Raw genomic sequence first — 22,589 nt, forward strand, 5'->3', positions numbered from 1 at the left:
CGTGCGTTACGCCTATACGCTCACAACCGCGCTGCTTCTGGGCGGAGCCGCGGTTTCGCTGGCCACCGGCTATCCCGCCGGCGCGCAGGTAGCCCAGAACGACGATTCGACGATGGCCCGCGTGGTGCCGCGCAGCGGTGCCCCGGCCAGCTTTGCCGACCTTACCGAACAGCTTCAGCCCGCGGTGGTCAACATCTCCACCCGCCAGCGCGTGCAGGTGAACGGCGGCGGGCAGAACCCGTTTGCCGGGACCCCCTTCGAAGGCCTGTTCGGCGGCCCCGGCGGCCAGCCCACCACGCGTGAAGCGCAGTCATTGGGCTCCGGCTTCATCATGAGCGCGGACGGCTATGTCGTGACGAACAATCACGTCGTCTCGGCCCAGGGCCGCAACGGCACGATCGAGGCGATCACGGTGACCACCACCGACGGCACCGAATATGATGCCGAACTGATCGGCACCGATCCGCAGTCGGACCTTGCCGTGCTGAAGATCGAGCGTGCCAAGCCGTTTCCCTTCGTGAATTTCGGCGACAGCCGGCAGGCGCGCGTGGGTGACTGGATCATCGCCATCGGCAATCCTTTCGGCCTTGGCGGCACGGTGACCAGCGGGATCATCTCCGCCGTATATCGCGCCACCGGGTCCGGTTCGGCCTACGACCGCTATCTCCAGACCGACGCGGCGATCAACCGCGGCAATTCGGGCGGCCCGATGTTCGACATGGGCGGCAACGTCATCGGCATCAACAACGCCATCTTCTCGCCCACCGGCGGCAGCGTCGGCATCGGCTTTGCCATCCCGGCGGAAACCGCCGAACCGATCGTGCGCAAGCTGATCGCGGGCGAGGCGATCGAGCGTGGCTATCTGGGCATCCAGATCCAGCCCGTCAGCGAAGACCTTGCCGCATCGCTGGGGATCGACCACAACCGGGGCGAATTCATCCAGTCTGTCGTTCCGGGCGAGGCCGCGGCCAAGGCCGGGCTGCAGGCGGGTGACGTCGTGATGCGCATCGCGGGCAAGGACATCACGCCGGAACAGACGCTGTCCTATATCGTCGCGAATGTCGAACCGGGCACACGCATCCCGGTCGAGATCATCCGCAACGGCAAGCGCATGACCGTGAACGCCACTGTCGGCACACGGCCAAGCGAGGAAGAGCTTTCGCAAAGCTATGCCAACCCCGACGACGAAGGTGACAACGGTTACAACAACCCGCGCACCGACGGGGACCAGTCGTACATCGCGGAAAAGCTGGGCCTGTCGGTCACGCCGCTCACCGCGAACATCGCGCGCCAGCTTGGCGTGGGCGAAGAAGTCGAAGGGCTCGTCATCGCGGCGGTCGACGGGACTTCGGATGCCGCCACCAAGGGCCTGCGCCGCGGCGACATCGTTCTGACCGCCAATTACCGCGACGTCACCACGGTCGAAGACCTGGAAGGCATCGTCCGCGACGCCGAAAATGACGGCCGCGAAGCCGTCCTGCTGCGGGTCCAGCGCCGCGGCCAGCCCGCGATCTACGTGCCGCTGCGCATGCGTTGATCCGGCGCCAAGCTAAAAGAAAAGGGCCGCTCCCGATTGCCGGGGGCGGCCCTTTCTCTTTGCCTTCGCGGCAATTGCGTCACTGATCGCGCAGCGCCGCCTGAACGTCGATCACGCGTACCCCGCTGTCATCGGTGCTGACACCGCTTTTCTGGCGGTTCTGCGCGCCCTGCTGGCCTTGCCTACCCTGCTGCCCCTGGCGGCCCTGCTGCGGTTCCTGCTTGCCGGTCGCACGGTCGAGGAAATCCTCGTCCACCGCGGGCGGCGCGGCGGGCGACATGCCGTCGGGACCGTAGCCGCCATCGCGATAGCCGCGATCGTCCTCGTACCCCGGTTGCGGGTCGCCCGGACGCCAGCCATCGTCGGGCGGAGCGACATAGCTGCCGTCCGGCCCGCCGCCATAAGGCTCGATCCGGTTGCCTTCCTCGTCGACGAAGTAATAGTCGCCGGGCTGGCCGAACCATGCCTCGTCGTCGGGCTCCAGCTGCCATGACGGAAGTTTCACCTCGGTATCGAACTGTTCGACCGGGCGCTTGGCCACGGCGACTTTCATGTAATCGGCAAAGGCGCGCGCGGGCGCGGTGCCGCCCTGAAGGCCGGGCACACGCTTCGCATCGTCGCGGCCCATCCACACGCCGGTGGTGATCCCGCTGGAAAAGCCGAGGAACCAGCCGTCCTTGTTCGAAGAGGTCGTGCCCGTCTTGCCCGCGACAGGCCGCCCGATCTGGGCCGCGCGGCCCGTACCGATGGAAACCGCGGTCTGCAGCAGGTCGGTCATCTGCGCCGCGACATAGGGCGCGACCAGAAGCTGTTCGCGCGATCCGCGCCGTTCATACAGCAGTTCCCCGCTCGACGAAGTGACGCGCGTGATGCCGTAAGGTTCGACCGACGTGCCCTTGGCGGCAACCGCGGCAAAGGCGCGGGTCAGGTCGATCACGCGCACTTCCGATGCGCCCAGCACCATCGAGGGGTAAGTGGAAATCGGCGAAGTAATCCCGAAACGCTGCGCCATCGAAGCGACCGTGCCGAACCCGACGTCGTTGCCAAGCTGTGCTGCGACGGTGTTCTTGGAATAGGCAAAGGCCGCGCGCACGTCGATCAGGCCGGCATAGTTGCCGCCCGAATTGCGCGGGCTCCACCCGTCGATGGTGATCGGCTTGTCCTCCACCGGCGTATCGGGCGTGAAGCCCGCTTCCAGCGCGGCGAGATAGACGAACAGCTTCCATGCCGAACCGGGCTGACGCAGCGCATCGGTCGCGCGGTTGAAGTTGCTTTCGACGTAGTCGGTGCCGCCCACCATCGCCAGGATCGCGCCGTCGCGGTCGAGGCTGACCAGGGCGCCCTGCGCGCCCTTGGGCACGTTGTTCTTGATCGCGGTGGTCGCCGCGCGCTGCATCCCGACGTCGAGCGTGGTCCACACCTCGATCGGCTCGAACGTGTCGGGCACGATGAAGTCGAGCTGCGGCAGCACCCAGTCGGTGAAATAGCGCACCGAGTTCTGGCCGTATTCGGGTTTCAGCTCGATCGTGTCGAGATCGACGTCCGCCGCCTCTCCGGCCGTGATGAAACCCTGCTGCTGCATGAGCGCGAGAACGGTGCCCGCACGGCCCACGGCGGCTTCGGCATCGGCGGTCGGCGAATAGCGCGAGGGCGCCTTGACCAGGCCCGCGATGATCGCGGCCTCGCCTACCGACAGTTCGTCCGCCGGGTGGCTGAAGAACAGTCGGCTGGCAGAATCGATTCCATAGGCACCGCCGCCGAAATAGACCTTGTTGAGATAGAGCTCGAGGATCTGCTCTTTCGTGAACTTGCGTTCGAGCGCGAGTGCCAGGATCGCCTCGCGCACCTTGCGGTCAAAGGTCTTGTTGTTGTTCAGGAAGATATTGCGCGCCAGCTGCTGCGTGATCGTCGACCCGCCCTGCCGGAACGCACCGCTCTCCACGCGCACTTTCAACGAACGAAGCACACCGATGGGGTCGACGCCGAAGTGATCGTAAAAACGCCGATCCTCCACCGCGATCATCGCGTTGCGCATCGAATCGGGGATCTGGTCGTAAGTCAGCCAACGGCCGTAGCTGGGCCCGATGGACACGATCTCGCGCCCGTCGCGCGCGCGCACGACGATGGTCTGGCCATGTTCGCTGGCCTTGAGCGAGGAATAGCTGGGGAGCGAGTTCTTGGTCGTCCAGACCGCGATGGCCAGCGCCGCCACGGCCAGCAGGCCGACGACCACGCCGGTCAGGACCAGCCGCTTCAGCCAGCGTCCCACGAAGGAACCGCCGCCACTATCTTCACGCTTGCTGCGCCGCCGTTTTTGCCTGGCCATTGCCGCCCGTCAGTCAGCCCGGCAGTGCCGGGGAATAAAACATGGCCGCTTTATGGCCAGGATCCGTCTAACGCTGGCTGAACAGCCGTGCGCGGTCAATCGCCCGACCCATCCTTTTCCGCCTCGAAATCGAGAGCGGCGCTGTTGATGCAATACCGCAGGCCGCCCGCTTCGGGCGGGCCATCGGGAAAGACGTGGCCAAGGTGGCCGTCGCAGTTGGAGCAGACGACCTCTGTACGGACCATCCCGAACGAGGTGTCGCTGTGTTCGGTGATGCTGTCGCCTTCGCTGGGTTTGGTGAAAGCGGGCCAGCCGCAGCCCGAATTGTACTTGGCGTCGGATTCGAACAGCTTCTGCCCGCATCCGGCGCAGTAATATTCGCCCTCTTCGTAGAACTTGTCGTACTTGCCGGTATAGGCCCGCTCGGTCCCGGCTTCACGCAGAACGTGATACTGCTCGGGGCTCAGCTTTTCGCGCCATTCGGCCTCTGTCCGGCCGGTCTTGTCGGTCATGATCAATCCTGCGTGATGCTTTTCGGTTCTGCAGGAACATGGGTAGCCGGGACCGGCCCTACAAGCAGGACCGACCCGTCATGCCCGGTGACGACCAGCCGCGTGCCGACCGGCGCATCATCGCCATGAGCCAGCCATTCGCCATCGCCCAGCCGCACGCGCCCCTCGCCCCCGTCGATAGCCTGCGTCACGACGACGCGGGTGCCGACCAGCCGCGCGCCCTTGTCGTTCATCAGCGGATCGGTCGTTTCCACGCCCGCGTAATCGAACCAGCGCCGCGCGGCGAAAACCGAGAATGCGGAAAAGACGATGAACGAAAGGACCTGGATGGCGGTCTCTATGTCGGAGACCGCAGTGATCAGACCGGTCAGGAACGCGGCAGAGGCCATCCAGATCAGGAAATATCCCGGCGCGATCATTTCCGCCCCGGCCAGCACCAGCCCCAGGATCAGCCAGAGCCAAGTCGCATCGAGATCGCCCAGCCAGTCCATTACCCGTCAGTCCCCGTAAGTGCGCGGAACGCTGGGGCGGCGGGCTTGGGCGCCTGCACCGGCATCGCCCGGCTGCGCGGCGCCTGCGGGCGGGGTCACCGCATCGCGTACCAGTTCGCCGATCCCGCCTAGCGAGCCGATAAGCTGCGTCGCCTCGACCGGGAACAGGATGGTCTTGGCATTGGGTGACGTCGCGAACCCTTCCACCGCCTCGACATATTTCTGCGCGACGAAGTAGTTCAGCGCCTGCGTACCCGAAGACGCGATCGCCTCGGACACGACGCGGGTCGCCTCGGCCTCGGCCTGCGCTTCGCGTTCGCGCGCCTCGGCATCGCGGAAGGCCGATTCCTTGCGGCCTTCGGCATCGAGGATCCGGCTCTGTTTTTCACCCTCGGCACGCAGGATCGCGGCGGAGCGGTCGCCCTCAGCCTCAAGGATCTGGGCACGCTTCAGGCGTTCCGCCTTCATCTGGCGGGCCATGGCGTCGGAAATGTCACGCGGCGGGCGGATATCCATAATCTCCACGCGGGTCACTTTCACGCCCCACGGCGAAGTCGCATGGTCCACCACCGAAAGCAGGCGCGCGTTGATGTCGTCCCGCTTCGACAGGGTTTCATCAAGATCCATCGAGCCCATCACGGTGCGCAGGTTCGTGGTCGTCAGCGCCTGGATCGCGTTCTGCAGGCCCGACACTTCATAAGCCGCCTTGCCCGCGTCCAGCACCTGGAAGAACACGACGGCATCCACGCCGACCATCGCGTTGTCCTTGGTGATGATTTCCTGCCCCGGAATGTCGAGGACTTGTTCCATCATGTTGATCTTGTGCCCGACGCGGTCGATCAGCGGCACGATGATATGAAGGCCCGGATTGGCAGGCTTGGTAAAGCGGCCCATCCGTTCGATCGTGTAGACGTAACCCTGCCGCACGACACGCACGCTGCTGAACAGAAAGATGACCAGCACCACCAGCAGGACGATGAGAAACAGATCCATGCGTTTCGACCCCCGTTTACCCCGCGCGTGACCGCCGATCCGCGGGCCGGCACGCACGATATTTCATTGCCGACAGTCGCTTGCTGCCGCGTGTGGGTCAATAGTGCGTCTTTTCCTCCGGCTTGGCCAGTTGGAAACAGGTGCCGATGTCATAGCGCTGCACCCCGCCGGGCGCCTGCGCGGTTTCGGCCACGCTTTTCGCCTCCACCGCAAGCACCGCATCGGCCTCGCCTTGCGTACGGCCCTGCTGCGCCAGTTCGCGGCGAGCGCGCGATTCCAGCACCGTGGTCAGCGTCAGCAGGTCCTTGGCCCGATTGCTCAGCCCCTCGGTATTGTGAACCTCTTCATAGGACATGCGCAGGATCGCGGCGCACTGCGCCAGGTTCGGCTCGATCAGCGGTTCGACCCTGGCATCGAGAAGCGACAGGCAGGGCGGCATGACCGCAGCCAGAACGCCGTCGGCATCGCCTTCCTGAACCGCCTGCGCCTGAAGTCCGGCTGCCGCATCGCGCATGGCGCCTGCCACCTGCTCCTTGCTCCACCCTGCATCAATCAGCGCCGCGCCGGTGCGCACCATGTATTCGCGGCCGCGCCAGCCCAGCGGCGGATAATCCTGCATCGCCCCGCGCTGCTGTTCTCCCGCAACGATGGCAAAGGCCGCCGAACAGCGGACGGCGGCGCGGTTTTCTGCCGAGAGCACGGGACTATCCGGCGTACCCTGCAGCAAGAACAAAGGGGCGGCAAAAGCCATGAGGTGCGGTAAGAGACTGATCATCGCGGCGATTGTTGCCCTGAAAGCATAGGCGGGGTCAAATTGTCTGAGGGACTGACATGGTTGTCATTTGATCTCGCGGTTTTTGAGGCTATCTACGACCTGCAATGGCGTACAACCCTGAGGATATGAACGGCCCCGCCCTCGGCGGTGTCGACGATGCGGATCGGCGTCTTGCCGAGCTTGACGCGTACGATATCCTCGATACCGAGGCCGAGCGCAGTTTCGACGATATCGTGTTCCTGGCCAAGAACGCCTGCGAAACGCCCGTCGCGCTCGTCAGCCTCGTCGACGACCATCGCCAGTGGTTCAAGGCACGTGTCGGTTTCGATGGCTGCGAAACGCCGCTGGGGTCCTCGGTTTGCCGTCACGGCCTTGCCTCGCGCAACTTGCTGATCATCCCCGATCTCTCCGCCGATCCACGCACGCGCGACAATCCGCTGGTGAAGGACGATCCTTGCATCCGTTTCTACGCCGGCGCCCCGCTCGTCACGCCGCGCGGGACGGCGATCGGGATGCTCTGCGTGATCGATACGCAGGTTCGAGAAGCCGGCCTAACCAGCGATCAGCAACGTTCGCTCCAGGCGCTGGCGAACCAGGTCATCAGCCAGTTCGAGCTGCGCAAGTCGATCCGGGACAAGGACGCCGCGATCGAGCATGAGCGTGCCGAGGCCGAAGTGCAGCGCCGCGCCCTCGAACGCCTGCAACTGGCCGAGGAGGCGGGCAACGTCGGCGCCTTCGAAGTCGACTTCGCGCAAGAGCGCATTGTCGGCACGCGCGAATTCTGGCGCATCCACGGGCTCGAGGAAGCGACATCCTACTCGATCGATGAAGTGAACCGGCTTGTCGGGGGTTCCGAGGCGATCAGCGCTGCCCTGCGTTCGGCGGAGGTCGATCGGGGCGAATTCGCGATCCGCCGTGCCAACGACAATGCAGAACGGTGGATCGAAGTGCGCACGCAGCCCATTCGCGACGATCGCGGCAATGTCGTCGGGTTGACCGGCGTGGTCGGCGACGTCACCGAACAGCGCGCGATCAATAACGAGATTTCGCACCGGCTGAAAAACACGCTGGCCCTGGTCCAGGCGATTGCCGGGCACACCATGCGGCAGATTCCCGATCCGGAACCGGTGCACGAGTTTAATCGCCGCGTGTCCGCGTTGGCGACCGCGCACGATATCCTGCTCAGCCGTACGCAGGCCGCGGCGGGCGTGATGGAACTGGCCGAAGGCGTCCTGTCCCGCCTCTCCATCGGCGAACGGGTCGACCGGTCCGGCCCCGATGTGAAACTGGCCTCACGATCGACACTGGTGCTTTCGATGCTGATGCACGAACTGGGCACCAACGCGATGAAGTACGGCGCGCTTTCGGGGCCGGAAGGCCGCGTGAGCATGAAAGTCTCGACCGAAAAGCGCGAGGACGAGGACTGGCTGGTGATCGGATGGATGGAAAGCGGCGGCCCCACGGTCATTGCGCCCGACCGGAAGGGCCTTGGCGCACGGCTCATCGAACGCGGCATCGCGCCCGATGGAGAGGTCGATGTGGTCTACGACCACAACGGATTGCTGGTGACGATCGCGGCACCGATGTCGCAAGTCGGCGCCTGACCCTCTTGTAGTATAAAAGCCGTCAGGCCCTTGGCGGCTGACGGCGATAGCTGAGCGCCTCTGCGATGTGGATGCGCCCGATGTCCGGCGCGCCGGCAAGGTCGGCGATCGTGCGCGCCACGCGCAGGATACGGACATAGCCGCGCGCCGAAAGCCGCATGGCATCTGCCGCCTGCATCAGGAGCTTTCGCCCGTCCTCGTCCGGCTGGGCGAAAGCGTCCAGCGCCTCGCCATCAAGGTCGGCATTGGTACGCGCGGCAGTCCCTTCCAGCCGCGCGGTCTGAACGTCGCGCGCCCTCGCCACGCGGGCGGCGACCTGCGCGCTGCCTTCCACCGGCGGCGGCAGGGCAAGGTCGCGGGCCGACACGGGATCGACCTCGACGTGAAGATCGATCCGGTCGAGCAGCGGGCCGGACACCTTGGACTGGTAATCGGCCGCGCATTTCGGGGCCCGCGAACAGGCCAGCGCCGGATCGCCCAGGTGTCCGCACCGGCACGGGTTCATCGCCGCGATCAACTGCACGTTGGCCGGGAAAGTCACGTGCGCATTGGCGCGCGCCACGCTGACCTCGCGGGTTTCCAGCGGCTGGCGCAGCGAATCGAGTACGGCGCGCTGAAACTCGGGCAGTTCGTCGAGGAACAGGACGCCCAGATGCGCCAGGCTGACTTCGCCCGGCTTCACTTTCAGACCCCCACCCGTCAGCGCCGCCATCGACGCGGAATGATGCGGTGCGCGAAACGGGCGGGCGCGGCTGATCCGGCCATCTTCCAACAGCCCGGCAACCGACTGCACCATGCTCGTCTCCAACGCCTCTGCGCTGGTCAGCGGTGGCAGGATACCGGGCAGACAGGACGCCAGCAGCGACTTGCCCGCACCGGGCGGCCCGATCATCAGCAGGTTGTGTCCGCCCGCCGCCGCGATTTCCAGCGCACGCTTGGCGGTTTCCTGCCCCTTGACCTGCTTCATGTCCGCCTTGGGCGCGGCCATTTCGATCGCGCCAGCACTGGGCGCGGGCAATTGCTGTGTGCCTTTCAGGTGGTTGAGCAGGCTGATGAGGTCGGGCGCGGCGATCACCGCTTCGCCATCGGCCCACGCGGCCTCCGCCCCTTGCGATGCCGGGCAGATCAGCCGCTTGTCATCCGCCGCGGCGTGCATCGCGGCCAGCAGGACACCGGGCGAGGCGACGATTCGCCCGTCGAGCGCGAGTTCGCCCACCACGACGTGATCGGCCAGCTGTTCGGCATCGGTCACGCCCATCGCGGCCAGCAGCGCCAACGCGACGGCAAGATCGTAGTGTGATCCTTCCTTGGGCAGGTCGGCGGGCGACAGGTTTATCGTGATCCGCTTGGGCGGAAGGGCCAGTCCCATCGCGGCAAGGGCGGCGCGAACGCGTTCGCGACTCTCTCCCACCGCCTTGTCGGGAAGGCCGACTATATTGAATGCCGGAAGGCCCGGTGCCAGCTGGCACTGGACCTCTACGCTGCGCGCCTCCAGCCCGAGATAGGCCACGGTGCGGACAAGTGCGACCATGTGTTTGATACGACCCCGAAATTTCCCTTGGCCGCTTCCATGGACCCGGCTATCGGCACGTGTCGAGAGGCGCTTTGCATGTAACCACATGCTTGACTCTGTTTCGCCATCCCCGTAACGGCGCACGCACACAGGCGGTCGCCTTCACTGGCGGCCCTTTTTGTTCGTGCCGCACATGCGGCCATCAGTCGAAGATTTTTGAGGAATTCGCCATGAAGCGCACTTTTCAGCCGAGCAACCTCGTGCGCAAGCGTCGCCACGGTTTCCGCGCTCGCACCGCCACCCCCGGTGGCCGCAAGGTGCTTCGCGCCCGTCGCGCCCGCGGCCGCAAGAAGCTCAGCGCCTGAGCCTAAGCGCGTGTCCGCGTCCGGCAATATCCGGACGCACCGCCTTGCTCGACGGCCCGCGCCCATCTGGGTTTGCGGGCCGTTGCCGTTTGTACCGAACGCTACGCCGACCGATACAAACGACGGGGCGCGAAGCGACACCTGCAAGCGCGAACGCGCGCCCGAGCTTATGCGAGGAAGCCAAGCGGACCGGACGGTCCGCGCCCGGCGTCTGAGGGCAAAGGCGCAAGCCTTCAAACAAGCATGACAAAACCGACCGTCATCCGAAAGCGATCCGATTTCCTGGCCGCCAATCGCGGCATCAGGGTCGCCCGTCCCGGTTTCGTCCTGCTGGCGCGCCCCAACGGGCTCGACCCTGCGGCAATGCGCTATGGCATCACCGTGACCAAGCGAATCGGCAATGCAGTGGTGCGCAACCGGATGAAGCGGCGGTTTCGCGAATTGCTCTGGGCCAATCTTCCCGAACACGGCCTTGCCGGGCACGATCACATCCTGATTGGCCGTGACGGCGGGGTGGAGCGGGATTTCGACAAGCTGGGCGAGGAACTGCGCATGGCCCTGTCGCGCGCGCGCGAAGGCAAGGGCGATCCGCCGCGCAGCCGCAGGCCCGGACCGCGCCGCAACGGCCCGAAACAGGGCAATAGGCAGGAGACAAAGGGCACATGAAATGGATCCTGATCGGCATTGCCCGCCTGTGGCAGATCGGCCCTTCGGCCATTTTGCCGCCTTCGTGCCGCTTCAGCCCGTCCTGTTCGCAGTACGCGATCGAGGCGCTTCGCAAGTACGGCGCGATTAAGGGTGGCTGGCTGGCGACCAAGCGGCTATTGCGCTGCCATCCGTGGGGTGGCTGCGGGCACGATCCGGTTCCCTGACCGGAATTACCGCTATTTCCTGACTGCAAATTACCGAAGGTTTCGAGGTGGAAAACAACCAGCGCAACATGATCACGGCAGTGGTGCTGATCGCACTGCTGATGCTCGGCTGGGAGCTGGGTCTGAATTATTTCTACCCGCAGCCGGAAGAGCCGGTCGCGGCGGAATCGACCGAGATCGCGGCAACCGCCGATGAAGAGCCCGAAAAGATCAAGCGGACGCGCGAAGGCGGCCTGACCGACCCCGCGCAGATCGCGGAGGAACAGGCCGATCTTGACCAGTCGCTGGGCAGCCCGGACCGCGTTGCCATCGACGCGCCCGAAGTTGCCGGCTCGATCAACCCGGTCGGCGCGAAGATCGACGATCTCGTGCTCAAGACCCATCGTCAGACGGTTGAAAAGGATTCGGGCCCGGTCCGTCTCTACAGCCCCGAAGGCACGCCCGCGCAGCAGTTCGCGCAGTTCGGCTTCATCGGCGACAACGTCCGCCTGCCCGGACCCGACACGGTCTGGCAGGTCGAAGGCGACCGGCTGACGCCCGCAACGCCGGTAACGCTGACCTGGGACAATGGCGAAGGCCTCAAGTTCTCGATCCGCTTTGAAATCGACGATTTCTACATGTTCACCGTCACGCAGACGGTCGCCAATACCGGCGGCAGCGATGTCGCGGTGCGTCCGTTCAGCCTGGTCAACCGCACCAGCAACACGGCCAGCGTCGACACCTGGACCGTCCATTCCGGTCCGATCGGTGCCTTCGACGGTTCGGTCGATTTCGGCAACGACTACGACGACGTGGCCGACAAGGGCACCATCGCCGGTAAGGGTGCGGCCAACTGGATAGGCTTTACCGACATCTACTGGCTTTCCGCTCTCGTCCCGCAGAACGGCGCGACGACCAGCACCGACTTCCGCTCGCTGGGCGATGCCAAGTTCCGGTCCGACGTGATCTACGATGCGATGAACGTACCCGCGGGCAAGCAGGTTTCGCGCACGACGCAGCTTTTCGCCGGGGCGAAGGAAAGCGACGTCCTCGACATGTACGAGGATACCGGCATCACGAATTTCGGCCTCGCTATCGACTGGGGCTGGTTCCGCTGGTTCGAAAAGCCGATCTTCTGGCTTCTCAAGTGGCTGTTCAGCGTGGTTGGCAACTTCGGGGTCGCCATCATCCTGCTGACCGTCGTCGTCCGCGCGGTGATGTTCCCCATCGCCCAGCGCCAGTTCGCGTCCATGGCCGCGATGAAGGCGGTGCAGCCCAAGATGAAAGCGCTGCAGGAGCGGTACAAGGACGACAAGCAGATGCTCCAGTCCAAGATGATGGAGCTCTACCGCGAGGAAAAGGTGAACCCGCTGGCGGGCTGTCTGCCGATGTTCCTGCAGATCCCGGTGTTCTTCGCCCTGTACAAGGTGCTGATGCTGGCGATCGAAATGCGCCACCAGCCCTTCATCTTGTGGATCAAGGACCTTTCCGCGCCCGATCCGCTGCACATCCTGAACCTGTTCGGCCTGCTCGACTTCAACCCGCCGGGCTTCCTGGCGATCGGCGTGCTGGCCCTGCTGCTCGGCCTGACCATGTGGCTGCAGTTCAAGCTGAACCCGGCCCAGATGGACCCGGCCCAGCAGCAGATCTTCATGCTGATGCCGTGGTTCATGATGTTCATCATGGCGCCCTTCGCGGCGGGCCTGCTGATCTACTGGATCACCTCGAACCTCCTGACGATCGGCCAGCAGAAGCTGCTCTATGCCCGTCACCCGCAGCTGAAGGCCGCGGCGATGGAAGAGCAGAAGGAAAAGCTGAAGGCCGACCTCGCCAAGGAAAAGGCCGAGAAGACCGGAAAGGCCAAGGGGTAACGTGGAAGAATCGCTTCCCGAAGACCCCGGCCAGGCCCTTTACGAGGAGCGCGCGCGCAAGCTCTTTTCCGGGCCCGTGACGTTCCTGCTATCGGCGCCCGCGCTGCAGTTCCTGCCCCAACCGACGGTGCCGGAAATCGCCTTCGCGGGCCGGTCGAACGTGGGCAAGTCCTCGCTGCTCAACGCGCTGACGGGCCGCAAGGCGATCGCGCGCACCTCGGTCACTCCAGGTCGCACGCAGGAGCTGAACTACTTCAACGTCGGCGGGTCCGAGGATGGCGAGGCGCCGCCCGAATTCCGGCTGGTCGACATGCCCGGATACGGCTTTGCCAAGGCGCCGCCCGCCGTGGTGAAGAAGTGGCGCTACCTCGTGAACGACTATCTTCGTGGCCGGCAGGTGCTGAAACGCTGCCTGCTGCTGATCGATGCGCGGCACGGGGTAAAGCCGGTCGACCTAGAAGTCATGGAAATGATGGACATCGCCGGCGTTTCCTACCGCGTCGTGCTGACCAAGTCCGACAAGGTGAAGGCGAGCGAACTTGCCAAAACCATCGAGAAAGTAATGGCCGAAGCGCGCAAGCATGCCGGTGCCTATCCGGAAATCTCGGTCACCAGTTCCGAAAAGGGCATGGGGATCGAGGAACTGCGCGGTTTCGTCCTGAAGAGCGCCGAAGGCGGCTGAATTGCCGATCGAGGCAAAGTGCCTGTGCGGTTCGGTGACAGTCACACTGAACCGGCGTCCCGAATACCTGCACGAATGCAATTGCCGCCTGTGCCGTTCGACCGGAGCGAGATGGGCCTATGCCGCTCCTGCCGATGCAGCGGTTCGCGGCGAGACACACAGTTTCGTGCGATCCGACAAGGCCGACGCCGGCGCACAACTCCACTTCTGCCCCCGCTGCGGCACCACCACGCACTTCCGCCTGACCGAAGCGATGGTGGCCATGCATGGCGACACGATCATGGGCATCAACATGCGGCTGGTGAATCCCGAAGACGTTGCAGGCGTTGAACTGCGCTTTCCCAACGGGCGCGACTGGGACGGCAAGGGGCCGTTCGATTACGTCAGGGATAGTGTCGTTCTCGGCGCGCTCGACTGACAGCTTCGACACTCGACAGTTTGTTCGACCCCGGCTAACCCCGCTGTTCAGATAACGGGGCGTTTTCATGAAACTCATCATCGGTAACCGCAACTACTCCAGCTGGTCGCTGCGGGGCTGGCTCGCTTGCAAGCAGTCCGGCCTTTCCTTCGAGGAAATCACCGTCAACATCAGCGGCGAGGACTGGGAAGCGGCCAAGCGCGACTGGGACGACGTGCAGCCGTCTTCGGGCAAGGTCCCGATCCTGTGGGACGGCGACGTGGTCATCTGGGACAGCCTCGCCATCATGGAACACCTTGCCGACAAGATCGGCGGGGAAAACGGGCGCAACCGGTTCTGGCCGAAGGACCCTGTCGCGCGCGGCCTTTGCCGGTCGATGGTCGCGGAAATGCATTCCAGCTACCTGCCGCTGCGCCGTGCAATGCCGATGAACGTGCGCCGCCGGATCGAAGGTCACGAGATCCCGGACGAGGCGAAGGCGAACATCATCCGCATCCTCTCGCTATGGGCAGAGGCGCGCAGCCGGTTCGGCCATGGCGGCCCGTTCCTGTTCGGCACCTACAGCGCCGCGGACATTTTCTACGCGCCCGTCGTCAGCCGGTTCATCACTTATGGCATCGGCGTCCCCGGCTTTGCCCAGGCCTACATGGAAGCGATGTGGGAACACGACTGGATGAAACAATGGATCGAAGGCGCGGATCAGGAAGACTGGAAGATCGAGGCGTTCGAAGTCGCGGACTGAACGCAAAGGCCGGTCTATGGCCTAACCTCAATATCAGCCGTCTTGATCGCGCCTTGTGCTACTGATTGGGCGTGCAATCTTGAAATGGAGACAAGCGCCATAAGCAGCCAGACGGATAATAAATCACTATAAATCAGTTGCTTGTAAAATTGTTTGAAATGTGGCGAGAATATGGACATTGCGCCGCAACATGGCGTATATTGCACTTGCGCGCTCGCTTTCGAGACTGGCGCATAGGGAATATTGCCATGAAGAAGACTGCACTCACCCTCCTCGCAACTGCAACCGCTTTCGCCCTCGTTGGCTGCAGCCAGGAAGCTGCTGAACCCGAAGTCGAAGCGACCGAAGTAGTGGTTGAAGAGCCCGTCGCCGAAGAGCCGATGGTTGACGCCACCGAGACCCCGGCCGTTGAAGCGACTGAAGCCGTCGTCACCGAAGAAACCGAAGCCGCCGCTCAGTAATCTAGCGAAGCTTCGCGAAAGAGGCCTCGTTCCCTTGTGGAACGGGGCCTTTTTCGTTGCCTTAATCAGGCTGATCGCGCCCACCTTTTCGCAAGTGCAGCATTTTTCTTCCCATCCCGCCGTTTGACGGGTAACATGGGGCCCTGAAACCCGGGCCGCGACCGGCCCGCATGATGGGGAAAGCCAGACAATGCCGACTATTGCCATCGTCAGCCAGAAGGGCGGATCGGGCAAGACGACGCTTGCCCTGCACCTCGCCACCGCGGGCGCCTATTCCGGCAAGAAGACGATCGTGGTCGACACCGACCCGCAGGCCACCGCCGCGGCATGGGCCGACTGGCGCGGAGATTTCCTGCCCGAAGTCGTGACCAGCCCCCCTGCCCGACTTGCCCGCACGGTCGAGAAGCAGCTGGCCAATGGGGTCGAACTGGTTGTTATCGACACCCCGCCGCATGCCGACGCCTCTGCCCGAGAGGCGATCAAGGCCGCCGACCTCGTGCTCGTGCCCAGCCGCCCGCGCGCGTTCGACCTTCACGCGCTGGAGGCGACGGCGGAAATGCTGCAGTTCGTGGGCAAGGACGGCAATGTCCTGATGAACGGCGTCCCCGCCCGCGCGACGAAGATGGTGGGCGATGCCAGGGCCAGGGTCGAGGAACTGGGCCTGAAGGTCTGCCCCGTCATGTTCGGCGAACGCGCCGCGTTTCACCGCGCATCGGGCGACGGCGAATCCGCCACCGAATTCGACCCGGAGAGCAAGGCCGCCGAAGAAGTGCGCGAGCTTTGGAAATGGGTCTGCAAGACCGTCGGAATGAAAGTCGGCAAGAAGTTCTGAACGTTCGCGACAAGGTTTCACTTGCGATCAAATTCACTTTGACGCAGCCTTGACCCCATCCAGCGCCGGAGACTCCGGCCGGTTCGGATTGGGGGAATTTCATGTTCAAAAGCCGTTTGTTGGCCGCAACCCTGTTCGCCTGTTCATCGCTTGTCGCCATGCCAGCCCTTGCGCAGGACGCTTCCGAAGCGGCGCGAGCCGAAGACGGGCGCATCATCGTCACGACACAGGACGATCTGCCGCGCTTTACCTACAAGATCGACATGAAGCCGAGCGCGCTTCTCGTCGCCGACGATGCGACGTTCAACGCTTTCGCGTCGCGGGTAGAAGCCGATATCGACGATACGCTGGCCAAGTACCGGATCGACGACAAGGCGACGATGCGCAGCATTCTCGACCTCAAGGGCAAGATCGCCTTGCTGAAAGGCAACGATTCGGCGGCGATGAAAACCATCGGGCAGGAACGCGCGCTTGAAGAAAAGCCTGATGCGCGGCTCATCAACGGCCTGCGCGAGGAAGCGATGATCCACGCTACCGAACAGGCCAAAGCGTCGAACGGCGAAGTCTATGAAATGGCCTATCGCAGCTACCTCGACAATGCGGTGGAAGAGCTGCCGTGGGATATAGTGGGCACCAGCCTCAAGACGATGAAGCGCAGCGCGCTGATCGCGGGTACCGGGCGGCTGCTGGGTACGGCGCAGGTCGATCTGGACCCTGTGTACGAGGCGAACGGCGGCAATATCTCGCAGGATGCGGCGACGACGCTGGTTTACCTGCGCTATTCGATGGACCGCTGGGTTCCGGTTGCGGACGAAACGGCAGAAGTGCTGTCGAAGCAGATCGCAGCGCGCGACGTGCGCAAGCCCGACATCTGGGCCGACCGCGAAGTGACGCTGACGGACGATGAGGACCTGACCCCCGTGGTCGTCGCCGTCTGGGATTCGGGCATCGACCTCGACCTGTTTCCGGGCCGGGTCTACACCGGCGCAACGCCGACCGAGACTTCGGACGCAAGCGGCATCGCCTTCGACCTTCTTGCCAATCCGGAACTGGGCGACCTGCAGCCGCTGACCGATGCGCAGGAAGCGCGTTATCCGGGGATGCAGGACGACATGAAGGGGCTCAGCGACCTCCAGAACTCGATCGAAAGCCCCGAGGCCGACGCCGTTGCCGCGCGCATCGCCAACCTCAAGCCGGAGGAAACGCAGGACTATTTCGAAATGCTGGGCCTCTTCGGCAACTACTCGCACGGCACGCACGTCGCGGGGATCGCCGCGCGCGGCAACCCGGCGATCCGGCTGGCCTATGGCCGCATGACGTTCAACTGGGAAACCATGCCGCCGAAGCCGACCGTTGAACTGGCAGAGCGCGGGGCCGCGTCGATGGAGGCGACCGTCGACTGGTTCAAGAAGAACAACGTGCGTGTCGTCAACATGAGCTGGGGCGGATCACCGGCCGGATACGAACCGGCACTGGAAAAGCACGGAATGGGCAAGGATGCGCAGGAGCGCAAGGCCATGGCCCGCGAACTGTTCGAAATTGAACGCGACGCGCTCTTCAAGGCGATCGAAGGCGCGCCCGACATCCTGTTCGTGACCGCCGCCGGCAATTCGGACAGTTCCAACAGTTTCGACGAATCCATGCCGTCCAGCTTCGTCCTACCCAACATGCTGACCGTGGGCGCGGTCGACCAGGCGGGCGATGAAACCGGTTTCACCAGCTATGGCGAGAATGTCCTCGTCCATGCCAATGGCTTCGAAGTGCCCAGCTACGTTCCGGGCGGTCGCACGATCCCGTTTTCCGGCACGTCGATGGCATCGCCCAATGTTGCGAACCTTGCGGCAAAGCTGATCGCGATCGATCCTTCGCTCACCCCGACGCAAGTGAAGGAAATCATCATCGAGAGCGCGACGCCGACAGAGGACGGACGCCGCAACAATATCAACCCCAAGGCCGCTGTCGCCATGCTGGAAAGCATGGACTGACCCCGGCCTCCGGACCGGGCCAAAGAAAATGGCGCGGGCTGCATCACGCGGCCCGCGCCTTTTCTTTTTCGCGTTTGCGACGTCAGCGAAGGTCGGGCGCGCTCGCCTCGGTCTTCAGCATCGCGATCGCTTCATCCAGCGGCATGACCTTCTGGTGCTGCTGGCCCAGCGTACGGACGGCAACGGTGCCCTCCTCCGCCTCGCGCATCCCGACGACGAGCAGGTGCGGGACCTTGGCGTGGGAGTGTTCGCGCACCTTGTAGTTGATCTTCTCGTTGCGAAGATCGCTTTCGACACGGATGCCCGCCGCCTTCAGCTTCTCGACCACTTCCATCGCATAGCCGTCGGCATCCGATACGATCGTCGCGACCACGGCCTGAACCGGAGCCAGCCAGACCGGCAGGCGGCCCGCGAAATGTTCGATCAGGATGCCGATGAACCGCTCGTAGGAGCCAAAGATCGCACGGTGCAGCATGACCGGGCGGTGCTTGCCGCCGTCCTCACCCACGTAAGTCGCATCGAGCCGTTCGGGCAGGACGCGGTCCGACTGGATCGTGCCGACCTGCCAGGTGCGGCCGATGGCATCGGTAAGGTGCCATTCCAGCTTCGGCGCATAGAACGCACCTTCACCGGGCAGTTCTTCCCAGCCGTATTCTTCGGTGGCCAGACCCGCCTCGCGAACCGCGTTACGCAGTTCTTCCTCGGCCTTGTCCCAGTCGGCATCGCTGCCGAACCGCTTTTCGGGGCGCAGGGCGAGCTTGATCGAATAGGTGAAGCCAAAGTCCTTGTAGACCCGGTCCGCCAGTTCACAAAAGGCGCGGACCTCGTCCACGATCTGGTCCTCGCGGCAAAAGATATGCGCGTCGTCCTGCGTGAACTGACGCACGCGCATGAGGCCATGCAGCGCGCCGTGCGGTTCGTTGCGGTGGCAGCAACCGTTCTCGTAAATGCGCAGCGGCAGGTCGCGATACGACTTGATCCCCTGTCGGAAGATCAGGACGTGCGCGGGGCAGTTCATCGGCTTGAGCGCCATCCAGTCAGCGTCGTCCGACACGATGGGGCCTTCATCCTCCACGTTCGGCACCTCGTCAGGGATGACGAACATGTTCTCGCGGTACTTGCCCCAGTGGCCCGACTGCTCCCACTGGCGCGCGTCCATGACCTGCGGGGTCTTCACCTCGTTATAGCCGGCATCATCGATGGCCCGGCGCATGTATGCCTCCAGCTCGCGCCAGATGACATAGCCGTGCGGGTGCCAGAAAACCGATCCGTGCGCTTCTTCCTGAAGATGGAACAGGTCCATCTCGCGGCCCAGTTTGCGGTGGTCGCGCTTGGCGGCTTCTTCCAGCCGCGTCAGATAGGCGTTTAGCTGCTTCTTGTTCAGCCAGCCGGTGCCGTAGATACGCGTCAGCTGCGCATTCTTCTGGTCGCCGCGCCAATAGGCACCTGCCACGCGCATCAGCTTGAACGCCTGTGGGTCCAGCTTGCCCGTCGAGGGCAGGTGCGGACCGCGGCACATGTCGAGCCAGTCCTCGCCCGACCAGTAAACGGTCAGTTCCTCGCCCTCGGGCAGTTCGGCGGCCCATTCGGCCTTGAACGTCTCGCCCTCGGCCTGCCACTTGTCGATCAGCTGCTGGCGGCTCCACACCTCGCGGCGCAGCGGCTTGTCCGCCTTGATGATCTCGCGCATCTTTTCCTCAATGGCGGGAAGGTCGTCCATGGAGAACGGCTCGCGCGAAGACGGCGCCATCACGTCGTAGTAGAATCCGTCGTCGGTCGCCGGGCCGAAGGTGATTTGCGTGCCGGGCCACAGGGCCTGCACCGCCTCTGCCAGGACGTGGGCATAGTCGTGGCGGGCCAGTTCCAGCGCCTCTTCCTCGTCGCGCGAGGTGACGAGGGCAAGCTGCGCATCGCCCGTGAAGGGGCGCGACAGGTCCACCAGTTCGCCGTCCACCTTGGCGGCGATCGCGGCCTTGGCAAGGCCGGGCCCGATCGCGGCGGCGACATCCGCCGGGGTGGAGCCTTGTTCCATCTCTCGCACCGAACCGTCGGGCAGGCTGATCTTGAGCAGTTCCGTCATCGTCTCTTCGTCTCGAATTCGAATGTACGGCGGGCCATGGCACATGGCGGCCCGCACGCAAAGAGGCGTCTGGATGGTTTCGCTTGTCGGGAAAAGGAGACGCCGCCCTTGCCCGATGGCTACGGGCGGCGGTGGCTGGCTGAAACTAGCGCGCGACCGTCCGCCCGGTGGTAGTCCGGGTGGTGGTAGTCGTCGTGGTTGTCAGCATATTTGCCATGACGGCGCGTCTAGCACCTGACGGCGCGCCTGTCATGCCTCTTGCCCGCTACTCGCCAGCGGCGGGCGGGGTCTTGCAGTTTTCGACGCAGTGCGAACCCTGTCCGGGGCGGAAACCGCCGCTGACGCGGATCGCATTGCCGTTGGCGAGGTCGTAGGTTTCCGCGTCGGTTCCTTCCAGCGCATCGACGCCTGCCGGTACGGCATAGCCGCCACTGCTGCCGCCCCGGCGCGACGGGGCGCGCGGGCGGACGGAACGGGCCTGGCGTGTCGTGCTGATCGCGCTGCTGGCCCGGTTGATCGAACCGGCGATCGAACGGCCAAGGCTGCGCTGCGAACTGCCGGTCGCCTGCCCGGTCCCGCCGAGGATTAGCGCGCTTTCGGCGGCATCCTGCGCGATTGCAGTGCCCGGCACGAACATCAAGGCGCCAAGTGCGCCTGCCGCTAGAACGATTTTCCTGACCATCGAGACCCCCTTTGCGCACGAAGGCGCGTTACCACGCCGCGATCATACGCCTGTTTTCCCGATCCGCCAAAAACGCAGCGCCACTGAGATTTTCAGCCGCCAGTCCGGTGGGTTGGCACGTGTCAGCCATTTTGCACCTCCGCCACGTGGCTGCGGCGAAGAAACATGGCACTGCCAAGGGCGGCTATCGATGACACGAAGACGATAACGCCCATCGCGCGCGGAGTGCCATCGGCGAAGACGCCGACGAGCAGTGAGGAGAAGATGCCGCAGCCATATTGCAACGCCCCGACCAGAGCAGAAACCGCGCCTGCACGGTGCGGCGCGATCTCCATGGCTCCCGTCAACGAATTGGCGATCACGAAGCCGACCGGCGCGGTATAGAAGAACAGGCCGACGACGAGGCCGGGCAACCCGCCGAGATCGGTCATCGTTACGATCGCGACCGCCAGCCCGGCGATGGCAGCCAGCAAAAGGCCTGCCTTCAGCATCGCGTCGGCGCCATATCGGCGGACCAGCCGCGCATTGGCGTAGGTGCCCGTCATGATGCCCAGGATATTGAGCCCGAAAAGCCAGCCATAATCCTGCGGCGGCAGGCCGTGATAGTCGATATAGGCGAAAGGAGAGCCCGCGATATAGGCGAACATCCCGGCATAGAAAAATCCGCCCGCGCCAGTGTAGGCAAGGATGCGCCGGTCCTTCAGCAGCGCGGCGTACCTGCCCAGCGCTTCACCCAGACCGATCGACTGGCGCCGCGCGGGCGGCAGTGTTTCGGGAAGCGTGAGCAAAGTGGCAAGGATCAGCAAGCCAAAACCCGCGAGGCACCAGAAGACCGTCCGCCAGCCGCCCAGCAGCAAGATCTGCCCGCCCAGTAACGGCCCGATCAGCGGGGCCAGCGCCATGACCGTCATCAGCGTGGACATCATCTCCGCCACGCGCGCGCCGGTGTAAAGATCGCGAATCATCGCGCGGCCAAGCACCACGCCCGCCGATGCGCCCAGCGCCTGTACCGAGCGTGCGGCAATGACCGCTTCGATCGATTGCGACAGCGCGCAGGCCGCCGAACCGATCACGAATAGGCCGATGCCGCAGGCCACCGGAATGCGCCTGCCATAGCGGTCGCCCAACGGACCCCAGATCAATTGGCCGATGCAGAAGCCGACCAGATAGCCTGAAACGGTCCATTCGGTCGCGCCCAGCCCCGCGTTCAGGGCGCGCGCCATGGCTGGCATCGCCGGCAGATACAGGTCTGTCGAGATGGATGCGAAGCCGATCAGCGCGCTGAGGATCGCAAGCAGGCGCAAGTTGCGCCAATCGGTCGTGGTCCGCGCATTGTTCACGCCGTCCGCCATTTCAGCCTTCCGCCGTGCAGGCAAGCGGTTCGGATGCGCTCAGCCAACGAAAAAAGGGGCCGGCGTGAGCCGACCCCTTTCTTGTGTTTCGTTTCCGAGTGATCGGAAAGATTACATGCCCGAACCCGGACCGTACGTGATTTCCACGCGGCGGTTCTGGAGTTCGCGAACACCGTCGGCGGTCGGCACGCGCGGGTTGCTTTCACCGAAAGCTTCGCTCGTGATGGCCGATGCCGGGATGCTGCGGGCCGTGAGGTAGGACTGGACCGAGTCGTTACGACGCTCGGACAGACCCATGTTGTACTGCACCGAACCCGAACGGTCGGTGTAACCTGCGAGCATGATCGGAACGCTGTCGCAATCGGCATAAGCCGCAACGGCGCTGTCGAGGATGCTTGCAGCCTCAGGGGTGATCTCAGCCGAATCCCAATCGAAGAACACGATGTAGGGGCCCGTGTTGCAGACCGCTGCCGGCGGCGGCGGCGGGGGCGGCGGGGGCGGCGGGGGCGGCGGGGGC

At 64.3% G+C, this 22,589-nt stretch carries 22 protein-coding genes; 12 read left to right on the forward strand and 10 right to left on the reverse strand.

Annotated elements, in window-relative coordinates:
• Position 1 precedes the first annotated feature (1 nt).
• Entirely contained in the window at positions 2–1,537 is a 1,536-nt protein-coding gene (locus tag FAX90_RS13055; RefSeq protein ID WP_205700689.1) for a Do family serine endopeptidase, read from the forward strand.
• Positions 1,538–1,616: 79 nt separating this feature from the next.
• On the opposite strand, the gene FAX90_RS13060 is transcribed toward FAX90_RS13055, so the two are convergent.
• The 5 genes from FAX90_RS13060 to FAX90_RS16710 form a co-directional block, all read right to left on the reverse strand.
• Positions 1,617–3,863, reverse strand: coding sequence for a transglycosylase domain-containing protein (locus tag FAX90_RS13060; protein ID WP_144097820.1), 2,247 nt, complete (start codon positions 3,861–3,863; stop codon positions 1,617–1,619).
• Positions 3,864–3,958: 95 nt separating this feature from the next.
• Positions 3,959–4,375 carry a peptide-methionine (R)-S-oxide reductase MsrB gene (msrB, locus tag FAX90_RS13065; protein WP_144097821.1) on the reverse strand — a complete coding sequence of 139 codons (417 nt, stop codon included), beginning with the start codon at positions 4,373–4,375 and terminating at the stop codon, positions 3,959–3,961.
• A gap of 2 nt (positions 4,376–4,377) precedes the next feature.
• Entirely contained in the window at positions 4,378–4,866 is a 489-nt protein-coding gene (locus FAX90_RS13070; protein WP_144097822.1) for an NfeD family protein, read from the reverse strand.
• A 6-nt stretch (positions 4,867–4,872) separates the two neighbouring features.
• On the reverse strand, positions 4,873–5,859 hold the full coding sequence (locus FAX90_RS13075; protein WP_144097823.1) for an SPFH domain-containing protein: 987 nt from the start codon (positions 5,857–5,859) through the stop codon (positions 4,873–4,875).
• Positions 5,860–5,956: 97 nt separating this feature from the next.
• Positions 5,957–6,634 (reverse strand): hypothetical protein, encoded by a 678-nt coding sequence (locus tag FAX90_RS16710; protein WP_205700690.1) that lies wholly within the window; start codon positions 6,632–6,634, stop codon positions 5,957–5,959.
• Between the two features lie 104 nt (positions 6,635–6,738).
• Here FAX90_RS16710 and FAX90_RS13085 point away from each other — a divergent pair, with 104 nt between their 5' ends.
• On the forward strand, positions 6,739–8,238 hold the full coding sequence (locus tag FAX90_RS13085; protein WP_144097824.1) for a sensor histidine kinase: 1,500 nt from the start codon (positions 6,739–6,741) through the stop codon (positions 8,236–8,238).
• A gap of 22 nt (positions 8,239–8,260) precedes the next feature.
• Here the strand turns inward: FAX90_RS13085 and FAX90_RS13090 are convergent, their stop codons facing one another.
• Complete coding sequence (locus FAX90_RS13090) at positions 8,261–9,769, reverse strand: YifB family Mg chelatase-like AAA ATPase (RefSeq protein WP_144097825.1); 1,509 nt, start codon at positions 9,767–9,769, stop codon at positions 8,261–8,263.
• 212 nt (positions 9,770–9,981) lie between these two features.
• Between FAX90_RS13090 and rpmH the strand changes: the two genes are divergently transcribed.
• The 10 genes from rpmH to FAX90_RS13140 all read left to right on the forward strand — a co-directional run bounded on the left by rpmH (position 9,982) and on the right by FAX90_RS13140 (position 17,958).
• On the forward strand, positions 9,982–10,116 hold the full coding sequence (gene rpmH / locus FAX90_RS13095) for a 50S ribosomal protein L34 (protein WP_144097826.1): 135 nt from the start codon (positions 9,982–9,984) through the stop codon (positions 10,114–10,116).
• Between the two features lie 243 nt (positions 10,117–10,359).
• Entirely contained in the window at positions 10,360–10,782 is a 423-nt protein-coding gene (gene rnpA / locus FAX90_RS13100) for a ribonuclease P protein component (protein ID WP_144097827.1), read from the forward strand.
• On the forward strand, positions 10,779–10,988 hold the full coding sequence (gene yidD, locus FAX90_RS13105) for a membrane protein insertion efficiency factor YidD (protein WP_144097828.1): 210 nt from the start codon (positions 10,779–10,781) through the stop codon (positions 10,986–10,988). The genes rnpA and yidD overlap by 4 nt, the downstream gene beginning before the upstream one ends.
• A gap of 47 nt (positions 10,989–11,035) precedes the next feature.
• Complete coding sequence (yidC, locus tag FAX90_RS13110) at positions 11,036–12,838, forward strand: membrane protein insertase YidC (RefSeq protein WP_276612351.1); 1,803 nt, start codon at positions 11,036–11,038, stop codon at positions 12,836–12,838.
• A 1-nt stretch (position 12,839) separates the two neighbouring features.
• The gene (yihA, locus tag FAX90_RS13115) at positions 12,840–13,520 is read left to right on the forward strand and encodes a ribosome biogenesis GTP-binding protein YihA/YsxC (protein WP_144097829.1); all 681 of its coding nucleotides are present in this window, start codon (positions 12,840–12,842) and stop codon (positions 13,518–13,520) included.
• Position 13,521: 1 nt separating this feature from the next.
• Complete coding sequence (locus tag FAX90_RS13120; protein WP_476695895.1) at positions 13,522–13,938, forward strand: GFA family protein; 417 nt, start codon at positions 13,522–13,524, stop codon at positions 13,936–13,938.
• Positions 13,939–14,005: 67 nt separating this feature from the next.
• On the forward strand, positions 14,006–14,680 hold the full coding sequence (locus FAX90_RS13125; RefSeq protein WP_144097830.1) for a glutathione S-transferase family protein: 675 nt from the start codon (positions 14,006–14,008) through the stop codon (positions 14,678–14,680).
• A gap of 248 nt (positions 14,681–14,928) precedes the next feature.
• Positions 14,929–15,141 carry a hypothetical protein gene (locus tag FAX90_RS13130; RefSeq protein ID WP_144097831.1) on the forward strand — a complete coding sequence of 71 codons (213 nt, stop codon included), beginning with the start codon at positions 14,929–14,931 and terminating at the stop codon, positions 15,139–15,141.
• 190 nt (positions 15,142–15,331) lie between these two features.
• A complete protein-coding gene (parA, locus tag FAX90_RS13135) occupies positions 15,332–15,973 on the forward strand; it encodes a ParA family partition ATPase (protein ID WP_144097832.1) in 642 nt (213 codons plus the stop codon).
• A gap of 101 nt (positions 15,974–16,074) precedes the next feature.
• Positions 16,075–17,958, forward strand: coding sequence for a S8 family serine peptidase (locus tag FAX90_RS13140; RefSeq protein ID WP_144097833.1), 1,884 nt, complete (start codon positions 16,075–16,077; stop codon positions 17,956–17,958).
• Between the two features lie 82 nt (positions 17,959–18,040).
• Here the strand turns inward: FAX90_RS13140 and thrS are convergent, their stop codons facing one another.
• The 4 genes from thrS to FAX90_RS13160 form a co-directional block, all read right to left on the reverse strand.
• Positions 18,041–20,038 (reverse strand): threonine--tRNA ligase, encoded by a 1,998-nt coding sequence (thrS, locus tag FAX90_RS13145; protein WP_144097834.1) that lies wholly within the window; start codon positions 20,036–20,038, stop codon positions 18,041–18,043.
• A 265-nt stretch (positions 20,039–20,303) separates the two neighbouring features.
• Complete coding sequence (locus tag FAX90_RS13150) at positions 20,304–20,720, reverse strand: hypothetical protein (protein ID WP_144097835.1); 417 nt, start codon at positions 20,718–20,720, stop codon at positions 20,304–20,306.
• A 122-nt stretch (positions 20,721–20,842) separates the two neighbouring features.
• The gene (locus FAX90_RS13155; RefSeq protein ID WP_144097836.1) at positions 20,843–22,072 is read right to left on the reverse strand and encodes a Bcr/CflA family multidrug efflux MFS transporter; all 1,230 of its coding nucleotides are present in this window, start codon (positions 22,070–22,072) and stop codon (positions 20,843–20,845) included.
• A 111-nt stretch (positions 22,073–22,183) separates the two neighbouring features.
• The coding region (locus FAX90_RS13160; RefSeq protein WP_144097837.1) for an OmpA family protein at positions 22,184–22,589 on the reverse strand (406 nt) is incomplete at its 5' end.

The organism is Croceicoccus sediminis, from assembly GCF_007570835.1.
Taxonomy (GTDB): domain Bacteria; phylum Pseudomonadota; class Alphaproteobacteria; order Sphingomonadales; family Sphingomonadaceae; genus Croceicoccus; species Croceicoccus sediminis.

Excerpts from the sequence above, each read along its gene's own strand:
- msrB (WP_144097821.1), bottom strand. The coding sequence starts at position 4,375 with ATGACCGACAAGACCGGCCGGACAGAGGCCGAATGGCGCGAAAAGCTG.
- rnpA (WP_144097827.1), top strand. The coding sequence starts at position 10,360 with ATGACAAAACCGACCGTCATCCGAAAGCGATCCGATTTCCTGGCCGCC.
- parA (WP_144097832.1), top strand. The coding sequence starts at position 15,332 with ATGCCGACTATTGCCATCGTCAGCCAGAAGGGCGGATCGGGCAAGACG.
- FAX90_RS13090 (WP_144097825.1), bottom strand. The coding sequence starts at position 9,769 with ATGGTCGCACTTGTCCGCACCGTGGCCTATCTCGGGCTGGAGGCGCGC.
- FAX90_RS13130 (WP_144097831.1), top strand. The coding sequence starts at position 14,929 with ATGAAGAAGACTGCACTCACCCTCCTCGCAACTGCAACCGCTTTCGCC.
- FAX90_RS13085 (WP_144097824.1), top strand. The coding sequence starts at position 6,739 with ATGGCGTACAACCCTGAGGATATGAACGGCCCCGCCCTCGGCGGTGTC.
- FAX90_RS13060 (WP_144097820.1), bottom strand. The coding sequence starts at position 3,863 with ATGGCCAGGCAAAAACGGCGGCGCAGCAAGCGTGAAGATAGTGGCGGC.
- yidD (WP_144097828.1), top strand. The coding sequence starts at position 10,779 with ATGAAATGGATCCTGATCGGCATTGCCCGCCTGTGGCAGATCGGCCCT.
- FAX90_RS13125 (WP_144097830.1), top strand. The coding sequence starts at position 14,006 with ATGAAACTCATCATCGGTAACCGCAACTACTCCAGCTGGTCGCTGCGG.
- FAX90_RS13155 (WP_144097836.1), bottom strand. The coding sequence starts at position 22,072 with ATGGCGGACGGCGTGAACAATGCGCGGACCACGACCGATTGGCGCAAC.
- FAX90_RS13075 (WP_144097823.1), bottom strand. The coding sequence starts at position 5,859 with ATGGATCTGTTTCTCATCGTCCTGCTGGTGGTGCTGGTCATCTTTCTG.
- thrS (WP_144097834.1), bottom strand. The coding sequence starts at position 20,038 with ATGACGGAACTGCTCAAGATCAGCCTGCCCGACGGTTCGGTGCGAGAG.
- FAX90_RS13140 (WP_144097833.1), top strand. The coding sequence starts at position 16,075 with ATGTTCAAAAGCCGTTTGTTGGCCGCAACCCTGTTCGCCTGTTCATCG.
- FAX90_RS13150 (WP_144097835.1), bottom strand. The coding sequence starts at position 20,720 with ATGGTCAGGAAAATCGTTCTAGCGGCAGGCGCACTTGGCGCCTTGATG.
- FAX90_RS16710 (WP_205700690.1), bottom strand. The coding sequence starts at position 6,634 with ATGATCAGTCTCTTACCGCACCTCATGGCTTTTGCCGCCCCTTTGTTC.
- rpmH (WP_144097826.1), top strand. The coding sequence starts at position 9,982 with ATGAAGCGCACTTTTCAGCCGAGCAACCTCGTGCGCAAGCGTCGCCAC.
- FAX90_RS13070 (WP_144097822.1), bottom strand. The coding sequence starts at position 4,866 with ATGGACTGGCTGGGCGATCTCGATGCGACTTGGCTCTGGCTGATCCTG.